The organism is Vibrio sp. 1288, from assembly GCF_033344475.1.
This window is the reverse complement of record NZ_JAWPOX010001045.1, coordinates 1-533: the sequence shown is the minus strand read 5'-3', so window position 1 is coordinate 533 and position 533 is coordinate 1. Positions and strand designations below refer to the sequence as shown.

General features: G+C 46.7%; 1 protein-coding gene. It reads right to left on the bottom strand.

Annotated features, from left to right (window positions below; all coding sequences use genetic code 11):
- A partial coding sequence (locus R8O11_RS30820) for a 2Fe-2S iron-sulfur cluster-binding protein (RefSeq protein WP_318195336.1) occupies positions 1 to 417 on the bottom strand: 417 nt, incomplete at its 3' end.
- Positions 418 to 533: the final 116 nt, after the last annotated feature.

The window sequence follows — 533 nt, the reverse complement described above, 5'->3', positions numbered from 1 at the left end:
CGCACGCTCATCTGGAGATTGCAGGTTCTCGCGTGATGGCGGTAGAGCACCGTCATCAATTAAGAAAGGCTTAACTTTCGCATAGTTATCATAGAACTGCGTCATGTCAACGATAAGATCGCGCACTACAGGTAGACCCGGTAGAGGACGAATGACGATCTTGTCACCTTGTAGAGCCGATAATGGAGTGATACATGCCAGACCATTTTTGCCGTTCATGTTCAAACCATCAGAACCACACACACCTTCACGACAAGAACGACGGAATGCGATGCTTGGATCTTGCTCTTTTAGCAGAATCAATGCATCAAGCACCATCATGTCTGAGCCTTCGTCTACCTCAAGTGTGTACTCTTTCATGTAAGGCTTAGTATCTACGTCCGGGTTGTAACGGTACAAAGAGAAGTTCAGTTTCATAATCATATCCTCCCTTAGTATGTACGTACTTTCGGTGGGAACGCGTCACGGTGTACTGGCGTCATGTTTACATCACGCTTTGTCATCGCTTCGGTTTCCGGGTTGTAAGATCGGAA